Raw genomic sequence first — 8681 nt, forward strand, 5'->3', positions numbered from 1 at the left:
GAGTGCCCGTCCACTCGTTGTCGGGTTCGCAGGCTCTCTACAACTCGACTCCATCCAGGCACTATTCACCCATCCGTGTCGGTATGGGTGGAGCGAGAAACTTCCATCCACCGTAGGGAGTCGTTCGTGTGACGAGAGGAGGTGCCGCCCGTGATCGGATCCGTGTCGGCGAATCGTCGGGCCAACGCCTTCGCCCAGCTCGTCGCCGAGTCGCGGCCCGGCGAGCCGCGACCCGGCGACGAGGCGGCGGTGGCGGACCCGCCCGTGGCCGGGCCCCGAGCCCCGGCGGACGGTGCCGAGCAGGCAGTGTTGCTGTCGGTCGTCGAAAGGCTCGCGGACCTGCCGAGACCCGAGCTCGGCGCCGAGACGAGAGCGTCGCAGCGCGCCCTGCTGATCGCCACGATGGAGGCCGCCGCCGCTGCCGCACCGGACGGCCTGACCGAGGCCCCCCCGTGCGGTGACCGCGTGCCCGAGCAGCGCGGCGTCCGCGGCGGCCAGGGCACCCACCGCGCGCTCCCGCTCGGCGGGCTGGCCAGGCTTCGGCCCCGGTCGCGGCTGACGAAGGGGCTCGCGGCCGGGAGTCTGACGATGGGCGTGGCGGCGGGTGCCCTGGGCGGAGTCGCCGCGGCCAGCACCGACGCGCTGCCCGGCGACACGCTCTACGGCCTCAAGCGCGGCATGGAGGACCTGCGGCTCGACTTCACCAGCGGCGACGTCGACCGCGGTCGGGTCTATCTCGACCACGCCTCCACCCGGCTGAACGAGGCCCGGCGGCTGATGGAGCGCACGAGGGCGGGCGTGCTCGACCCCGAGGAGCTGGAGGACATCCGCAAGGCGCTCTCCAGCATGCGCGACGACGCGGCGGAGGGGCACCGACTGCTCTCCCAGGCGCACGCGGCGGACGGCTCCATCGACCCGATCGAGTCGCTGTCCGCCTTCGCCGAACGCCATCGCGAGGCGTGGGCCCAGCTCCGGTACGAACTGCCCTTCGCGCTGCGCGACGTGGGCGACGAGGTCACGGACGTCTTCGACGCCATAGACGAAGATGTCGCGCCGTTCGAGTCCCTGTTTCCCCACGAGCCGGGCAGCCTGTCGTCCGCCGACGACTTCGGTGGTCGCCCGGCCCAGACGCCGGCCCAGGCCGAGCCGACCACGTCCGCCGCCCCACCGGGGTCCGGCACGGACGCTGGAGGCGGCGCGGACGAGTCCGGCGGGAGCGCGGCGAGCCCGGGTGACTCCGAGCCGGGCGCGGGGCTCCTGGACGGCACAGGGCTGCTCGGCCCGGTCGGCGGCGAGGACGGCGCCACGGGCGGGAGCCCGGCGGAGCCCGGAGGCGCCGTGGACGCGCTGCCCGAGGCGGAGATCACCATTCCGCCGCTGCTGGAGGATCTGCTGCCGGAGCTCGGCCTGGACGTGACCGGCGGCGGCGCGTAGCACCGGCCGCCCGGTCGGCCACATGGCGGTCGGTGGTCTTCCGCCGCTCCGGAAGGCCGCGGCTGGGGGAAGGCCGCGGCTTGGGGAAGGTGGGTGCCTTGAAGGGCTGTGTGCCCTCAGAGGCTGTGTGCCCTCAAAGGCTGGGTTCTCTAAAAGAACACCGACCGCCGTGCCATCAGCAGCTTGTACAGCGTGTGCTGGATCGTCTCCCGCACCTGATCGGTGAGCTGGAAGACGAGCATCGGGTCCTCGGCCGCCTCCGGCGGCTGATCGGCCGTCTCGATCGGCTCGCCGAACTGGATGGTCCACTTCGTCGGCAGCGGGATCGTCCCCAGCGGTCCCAGCCAGGGGAACGTGGGCGTGAGCGGGAAGTACGGCAGGCCCAGCACGCGCGCCAGTACCCGGGAGTCCCCGACCATCGGATAGATCTCCTCCGCGCCCACGATCGAGCACGGCACGATCGGCACCCCGGTGCGCAGCGCCGTCGCCACGAACCCGCCCCGGCCGAAGCGCTGGAGCTTGTACCGCTCGGCGAACGGCTTGCCCAGCCCCTTGAATCCCTCCGGCATCACCCCGACCAGCTCGCCCCGCCCGAGCAGCTCCTCGGCGTCCTCGACACAGGCGAGGGTGTGCCCGCCCTTGCGGGCCAGCCAGCTGAACACGGGAAGCTGGAAGACGAGATCCGCCGCGAGCAGCCGCAAGTTGCGGTCGGCCGGGTGCTGGTCGCGCACCGCGACCTGGAGCATCACGCCGTCCCAGGGCAGCGTGCCCGAGTGGTTGGAGACGACGAGCGCGCCGCCGGTGTCCGGCACGTTCTCCATGCCGCGCACCTCGACCCGGAAGTACTTCTCGAACAGCGGGCGCAGCACCGTGCCCAGCACCGCGTCCGCGAGGTGTTCGTCGTAGCCGAAGTCGTCCACCTCGTAGTCGCCGGTGAGCCGGCGCCGGACGAACGCGAGCCCGCGCGCCAGCGCCTGGTCGAGGCCGCCGCCGGCCGCCGCCGGGCGCGAGCCCCGCGCGTTCTCCGCCTCCTCCTCGACGGAGACGAGCGGAGGCGAGGCCGCGGCCCGTCCCCGACGTCCGCCCTCACCGAACGGAATGACCTTGGCGTCAGCCACGGCGCAGCACCTCCTCGATCCGGTCGACGGCACGGGTGACGGCCTCCGGCGGCAACAGCCCGGGGCCGTGGACGGCGGCGAAGTCCGCGAACGTCTCCGGCGTCGTGTACCGCAGCGGGCCGCCCATGGCCTCCCGCAGCCGCTCCGTGCGCACCACCCTGCCGTGCACGAGCGAGCGCAGCTGCTCCGCGGACGCGCCGGTCAGGCCCAGCGTGCCCAGCGCCGAGCCGAGCGGGGAGGCCAGCGGCCGGATCACGGGCAGGGTCGGCCGCCCGATGCGCCGGGCCGCCTGGGACAGCATCAGCACACCCTCGCCCGCCACGTTGAACGTGCCCGCGCCGAGCGAGCCTTGACCGTCGCGGACCGCGTGGGCCAGCACGTCCAGCACATCGTCCTCGTGGACGAACTGAAGGCGCGGGTCAAAGCCGAGGACCGTGGGCAGCACGGGCAGCTTGAAATAGGCGGCGAGCCCTGAGTCGGCCGCCGGGCCCAGCACGTGCGCGAAGCGCGGCACGGTCACCCGCACGTCGGGGCAGCGGCGGGCGAACCCGCGCGCGTAGCCCTCGATCTCCGCGACGTCCTGCGCGAAGCCGCCGCCGGCCGGTGCCTTGGGCGGCGCGGACTCGTCGGCGACGGCCGGCTCGCGGGCGGCCGTGCCGTAGATCTGGGTGCTGGACTTGACGACGACGCGGCGCAGGCCCGGCACTTTCTGGCAGGCGCCGAGCAGCTGGAGCGTGCCGAGGACGTTGATCTCCTTGACCGAGGAACGCCCGCCGCCCGCCGTGGCCGGGGTGCCGTGCACGTCCAGGTGGACCACGGTGTCGACGCCGTGCTCGGCGAGCACCGTGACGATCGACGGCTGCCGGATGTCGGCCCGGACGAACGTCGCCTCGCCCAGCGGATACGCGGGCGACCGCGTGTCCACGCCGATCACCCGGGCCACGTCGGAATCCCGCTGGATGTGCCGGATGAACCGCCCGCTGAGCTGCCGGGCGGCACCGGTCACGAGGACGGTCTTGCTCACGGCCCTCCCCTGCCTATGCGTCGGCCCTCCCGTCATCGTGTCGACGGGAGGGCCGGTCAGCGGCGCTCGCTCACTTCTTGTTGCGGCGCTGAACGCGGGTGCGCTTCAGCAACTTGCGGTGCTTCTTCTTCGCCATCCGCTTGCGCCGCTTCTTGATTACAGAGCCCACGACTACCCTCGCTCACTTCGCTTACTCGGTGCGGGGCGTCCGAGCCCACACGACCTACATGCGAGTCAGCCTACCGGTCACCGAGTGATACGGGTTAATCGAGGGGTGTCAGTGGGCCCGACCGGTCGTTACGCGCTTTCCACACCCACGAACGACTCCCGGAGGTACTCGTGGACGGCCTGCTCGGGAACCCGGAAGGACCTTCCCACCCGGATCGCGGGCAGATGACCGGCGTGCACCAAGCGGTACACAGTCATCTTGGACACTCGCATCACCGCGGCGACTTCCGCCACGGTCAGGAACTTGGCCTCGCTCAGAAGCCTTTCACCAGCAGCCATGTCACACCTGACCTTCCGCACATGTCGGACACCGGCTTCCCCTCCGGTGACTCCCTCTCGCACGTGCGCTCCTCCCCAGATTAGGGGCGGGTGATGCGAGTGGGGAAGAGGTGCTTCAACCGGCCTTTTACTACGAGCAGGTCTTTACCGTGACAGAGAAGCCCGATTGAGCACATAGCGCGCCGGTGCTCGGCCGCGCGCGCTCCCGCGCGAAACCGGCCTCGCAACTCCCCCCTGTTACCCCTGCCCCGCCGCCGCCGGATGAACCCGGGCGACGGGCCGACGCGCCGACTCCCTTGTGTCGCTGGGCAGTTGACCTGCGCCGCAGAGCCGACGCCGGTCGGTCGGACGGGCCGGTGCACGGCCGCACCCGCACCCTGCGGCGCGTCAGATGTCGGCGGCGCGCGTGGAGGTGAACGGACGTGAGCCCCGGCGCGTTCGTGACGCATGACGGGCCGTCACGGCAGTACGGCATGGGGCGGCACGGGACACCGGGTGGACGCGGGCGTAGACGGAATCGGGTCGTTATGTCGACAGATCGGCCCCGCGTTGATGCGACGCGCACGCACGCCGACGTAGCCGGGGCGGTGGTGAAGGTGGCGTAGGGAACGCCGGGCCCCGGGGGGAGGACGTCCGGCGTGGGGCGGAAAGAGCCGCGTGGGAACCGTCCGACCGCGGGGAAGAGACGATAGCGCCTCACCTCCGGCGGCTGTGACGGGGGGCCGGTTCGCGGACCGGTCCCGGGTCAGGCCAGCAAGCCGTGCGAGGGGAAGGCGGCGCGGCGGGTGGCGAGGATGGCCTGATCGACGGCGTCGGACGGGTCGTAGCCGTCGTGCCAGCCGCGCCAGCGCGGCCGGCGCCCGTCCGTCATCCGCTGGGGCGCCAGTTGCCGGGTCAGGGCGTAGACGGTCCGGCGCCACTCGTCCGGGACGGGGGTCTCGGGCGCGATGGGCGTGTGCGCGGCGATGGCGACGAGGTGGGTCCAGATGCGGGGCACCACCTCCACGACGGCGTACCCACCGCCGCCGAGCGAGAGCCAGCGGCCCTCGGCGTAGTCGTGGGCCCAGGTGTGACACGCCTCGGCCGCCAGGCGCTGGGCGTCGAGACTGAGCGTGAGATGGGCGAGGGGGTCCTCGAAGTGGGTGTCCGCGCCGTGCTGTGTCACGAGCACCTGGGGGCTGAACGCGGCGAGGAGCTCGGGGACGACGGAGTGCAGGGCGCGGAGCCAGGCGTTGTCGGACGTGCCGGCCGGCAGCGCGACGTTGACAGCGCTGCCCTCCGCGGCCCGGCCGCCGGTCTCCTCCGGTCTGCCGGTGCCGGGGAAGAGCATGCGGGGGTGCTCGTGCAGAGAGATGGTCAGCACGCGCGGGTCGTCCCAGAAGGCGGTCTGCACGCCATCGCCGTGGTGCACATCGGTGTCGACGTAGGCGACGCGCTCCACGCCCAGTTCGAGCAGGCGGGCGATGGCGAGTGCGGCGTCGTTGTAGACGCAGAAGCCGGAGGCAGAGCCGGGCATGGCGTGGTGCAGGCCGCCGGCGAAGTTCACGGCGTGCCGGGTGTCGCCGCGCCAGATGTCCTCGGCCGCCCGGACGGACTGCCCGGCGATGAGCGCGGACACCTCGTGCATCCCCTTGAAGGCCGGGGTGTCCTCGGTCCCGATACCGCGCCGCTCGTCGGCCTCCGCGGGGTTCCGGGAGGCGTGCCGCACGGCGTCGAGGTAGTCGGTGTGGTGCACGAGCCCGAGCGTCGACTCCCCGGCCGGTCGGGCGGCGACGACATCGAGGTGCTTGTCGAGCCCGAATGCCTCGACGAGCCGCATGGTCAGCGTCAACCGGATCGGATCCATGGGGTGGGTCGGACCGAAGTTGTACTGGGCGACGCCCTCGTCCCACATCAGCCGTGCTTCAACGCTCATGCGGAACACGGTAGCGGAAACACGAGTGGGCCCCGCCAGGAGGTATAACTCCCGGCAGAGCCCACTGCTTTGAACTCGACTTACTAAAGATTGTCCGGCGGTGTCCTACTCTCCCACACGGTCCCCCATGCAGTACCATCGGCGCTGGAGGGCTTAGCTTCCGGGTTCGGAATGTAACCGGGCGTTTCCCCTCCGCCATGACCACCGGAACACCCTGAGGGTATCCCTACGGTTCTCTGGCTTCGAGATTTCACAGTGGACGCGAGCATCTGCGGACAAGCCCTCGGCCTATTAGTACCGGTCAACTCCACCCCTCACAGGGCTTCCATCTCCGGCCTATCAACCCGTTGGTCTCACGGGGGCCTTACCCCATCAAGTGGGTGGGAGTCCTCATCTCGAAGCAGGCTTCCCGCTTAGATGCTTTCAGCGGTTATCCCTCCCGAACGTAGCCAACCAGCCATGCCCTTGGCAGAACAACTGGCACACCAGAGGTTCGTCCGTCCCGGTCCTCTCGTACTAGGGACAGCCCTTCTCAAGACTCCAACGCGCACAGCGGATAGGGACCGAACTGTCTCACGACGTTCTAAACCCAGCTCGCGTACCGCTTTAATGGGCGAACAGCCCAACCCTTGGGACCAACTCCAGCCCCAGGATGCGACGAGCCGACATCGAGGTGCCAAACCATCCCGTCGATACGGACTCTTGGGGAAGATCAGCCTGTTATCCCCGGGGTACCTTTTATCCGATGAGCGACGGCGCTCCCACAAGCCACCGCCGGATCACTAGTCCCTGCTTTCGCACCTGCTCGACCCGCCAGTCTCACAGTCAAGCTCCCTTGTGCACTTACACTCACCACCTGATAACCAACCAGGCTGAGGGAACCTTTGGGCGCCTCCGTTACTCTTTAGGAGGCAACCGCCCCAGTTAAACTACCCACCAGACACTGTCCCCGATCCGGATCACGGACCCAGGTTAGACATCCAGCACGATCAGAGTGGTATTTCAACAATGACTCCGCACCGGCTGGCGCCGGCACTTCACAGTCTCCCACCTATCCTACACAAACCGAACCGAACACCAATATCAAGCTATAGTAAAGGTCCCGGGGTCTTTCCGTCCTGCTGCGCGAAACGAGCATCTTTACTCGTAATGCAATTTCACCGGGCCTATGGTTGAGACAGCCGAGAAGTCGTTACGCCATTCGTGCAGGTCGGAACTTACCCGACAAGGAATTTCGCTACCTTAGGATGGTTATAGTTACCACCGCCGTTTACTGGCGCTTAAGTTCCCAGCTTCGCCCCGAAGAGCTAACCGGTCCCCTTAACGTTCCAGCACCGGGCAGGCGTCAGTCCGTATACATCGCCTTACAGCTTCGCACGGACCTGTGTTTTTAGTAAACAGTCGCTTCTCGCTGGTCTCTGCGGCCACCCCCAGCTCAGATGGTAAACACCCTCACCAGGAACGGCCCCCCTTCTCCCGAAGTTACGGGGGCAATTTGCCGAGTTCCTTAACCATAGTTCACCCGAACGCCTCGGTATACTCTACCTGACCACCTGAGTCGGTTTAGGGTACGGGCCACCATGAAACATCGCTAGAGGCTTTTCTCGACAGCATAGGATCATCCACTTCACCACAATCGGCTCGGCATCAGGCCTCACCCACATATCGCACGGATTTACCTGCACGACGGGCCACACCCTTACCCCGGGACAACCACCGCCCGGGATGGACTACCTTCCTGCGTCACCCCATCACTCACCTACTACCCCATCGGGCCACCGGCTCCACCACTCCCCCATCACCCGAAGGATCAAAGGGCGGCTTCACGGGCTTAGCATCAAGAGATTCAGCGCTGGCGCTTCACGGCGGGTACCGGAATATCAACCGGTTATCCATCGACTACGCCTGTCGGCCTCGCCTTAGGCCCCGACTTACCCTGGGCAGATCAGCTTGACCCAGGAACCCTTAGTCAATCGGCGCACACGTTTCCCACGTGTGAATCGCTACTCATGCCTGCATTCTCACTCGTGAACCGTCCACAACTCGTTTCCACGGCTGCTTCACCCGGCACACGACGCTCCCCTACCCACCACACATAGTGCAGTGACACGACTTCGGCGGTGTACTTGAGCCCCGCTACATTATCGGCGCAGAATCACTCGACCAGTGAGCTATTACGCACTCTTTCAAGGGTGGCTGCTTCTAAGCCAACCTCCTGGCTGTCTCTGCGACTCCACATCCTTTCCCACTTAGCACACGCTTAGGGGCCTTAGTCGATGCTCTGGGCTGTTTCCCTCTCGACCATGGAGCTTATCCCCCACAGTCTCACTGCCGCGCTCTCACTTACCGGCATTCGGAGTTTGGCTAAGGTCAGTAACCCGGTAAGGCCCATCACCTACCCAGTGCTCTACCTCCGGCAAGAAACACACGACGCTGCACCTAAATGCATTTCGGGGAGAACCAGCTATCACGGAGTTTGATTGGCCTTTCACCCCTAACCACAGGTCATCCCCCAGATTTTCAACTCTGGTGGGTTCGGGCCTCCACGCGGTCTTACCCACGCTTCACCCTGCCCATGGCTAGATCACTCCGCTTCGGGTCTTGGGCATGCTACTCAACCGCCCTCTTCGGACTCGCTTTCGCTACGGCTACCCACCAACAGGTTAACCTCGCAACACACCGC

The 8681-nt window shown here is 67.8% G+C and carries 6 protein-coding genes and 2 rRNA genes (1 of these 8 running past the window's edge); 1 reads left to right on the top strand and 7 read right to left on the bottom strand.

The window, feature by feature from the left end:
- Positions 1-150 precede the first annotated feature (150 nt).
- Positions 151-1434 (top strand): DUF5667 domain-containing protein, encoded by a 1284-nt coding sequence (locus OIE51_RS12300; protein WP_326597689.1) that lies wholly within the window; start codon positions 151-153, stop codon positions 1432-1434.
- 149 nt (positions 1435-1583) lie between these two features.
- On the opposite strand, the gene OIE51_RS12305 is transcribed toward OIE51_RS12300, so the two are convergent.
- The 7 genes from OIE51_RS12305 to OIE51_RS12335 all read right to left on the bottom strand — a co-directional run.
- Positions 1584-2552, bottom strand: a complete 969-nt coding sequence (locus OIE51_RS12305) for a lysophospholipid acyltransferase family protein (RefSeq protein ID WP_326597690.1) — start codon at positions 2550-2552, stop codon at positions 1584-1586.
- Positions 2545-3576, bottom strand: a complete 1032-nt coding sequence (locus tag OIE51_RS12310; RefSeq protein ID WP_326597691.1) for an NAD-dependent epimerase/dehydratase family protein — start codon at positions 3574-3576, stop codon at positions 2545-2547. Before OIE51_RS12310 ends, OIE51_RS12305 begins: the two co-directional genes overlap by 8 nt.
- Before the next feature lie 70 nt (positions 3577-3646).
- A complete protein-coding gene (locus OIE51_RS12315; RefSeq protein ID WP_003948845.1) occupies positions 3647-3745 on the bottom strand; it encodes a 30S ribosomal protein bS22 in 99 nt (32 codons plus the stop codon).
- 128 nt (positions 3746-3873) lie between these two features.
- Positions 3874-4083, bottom strand: coding sequence for a helix-turn-helix domain-containing protein (locus tag OIE51_RS12320; protein ID WP_019431885.1), 210 nt, complete (start codon positions 4081-4083; stop codon positions 3874-3876).
- A gap of 745 nt (positions 4084-4828) precedes the next feature.
- A complete protein-coding gene (locus OIE51_RS12325; protein ID WP_326597692.1) occupies positions 4829-5998 on the bottom strand; it encodes an acetoin utilization protein AcuC in 1170 nt (389 codons plus the stop codon).
- Between the two features lie 92 nt (positions 5999-6090).
- Positions 6091-6207: ribosomal RNA gene (gene rrf / locus OIE51_RS12330) — 5S ribosomal RNA — on the bottom strand.
- A gap of 62 nt (positions 6208-6269) precedes the next feature.
- Positions 6270-8681 (bottom strand): 23S ribosomal RNA (locus OIE51_RS12335) (it continues 694 nt past the right edge of the window).

It is taken from the genome of Streptomyces sp. NBC_01803, from assembly GCF_035917415.1.
In the GTDB taxonomy this organism is placed as follows: Bacteria; Actinomycetota; Actinomycetes; order Streptomycetales; family Streptomycetaceae; genus Streptomyces.